Genomic DNA, 401 nt, shown 5'->3' on the forward strand with positions numbered 1-401 from the left:
ACGAATCTCGTCGCGAACGTCGTCGTGGGTGGCCACGTTACGCTCAACCAGGCGGGCGGGGCGCTGCTGCAGCAGGCGCTGCCGCCGGTGGCACACGTCCGCGGCTCGGCCGCGCCGGACGCGGCGACGACCGCGACGACCGCGACGACGGCGGCCAACGTGCGCGGCACGCTCCACAGAAAAAAAGAAGAGGAGACCAGGGACCGCATGGGCTCCGCCTTCGCGATCCGCCAGTACGGCCAGCTCCTGCTCCTCGAGGTGCTGCGCGCCTACATCGACCAGACCGACCTGCCCCCGGGCTGGCTGCGGCTCCTGTCCGACGAACAACTGCGCCCGGCACTCGACCTCATGCACTCCGCGCCGGGCAAACCCTGGGGCCTGCGCGACCTTGCGCACGCCTC

Annotated in this window: 1 protein-coding gene; it reads left to right on the forward strand. The window is 71.6% G+C overall.

Annotated features, from left to right (window positions below; genetic code table 11):
* On the forward strand, positions 1-401 hold a 401-nt coding region (locus tag I8J30_RS32680), incomplete at both ends, for a cupin domain-containing protein (RefSeq protein WP_210664503.1).

The sequence above is a fragment of the Paenibacillus lignilyticus genome (genome assembly GCF_017942085.1).
GTDB classification, from domain to species: domain Bacteria; phylum Bacillota; class Bacilli; order Paenibacillales; family Paenibacillaceae; genus Paenibacillus_Z; species Paenibacillus_Z lignilyticus.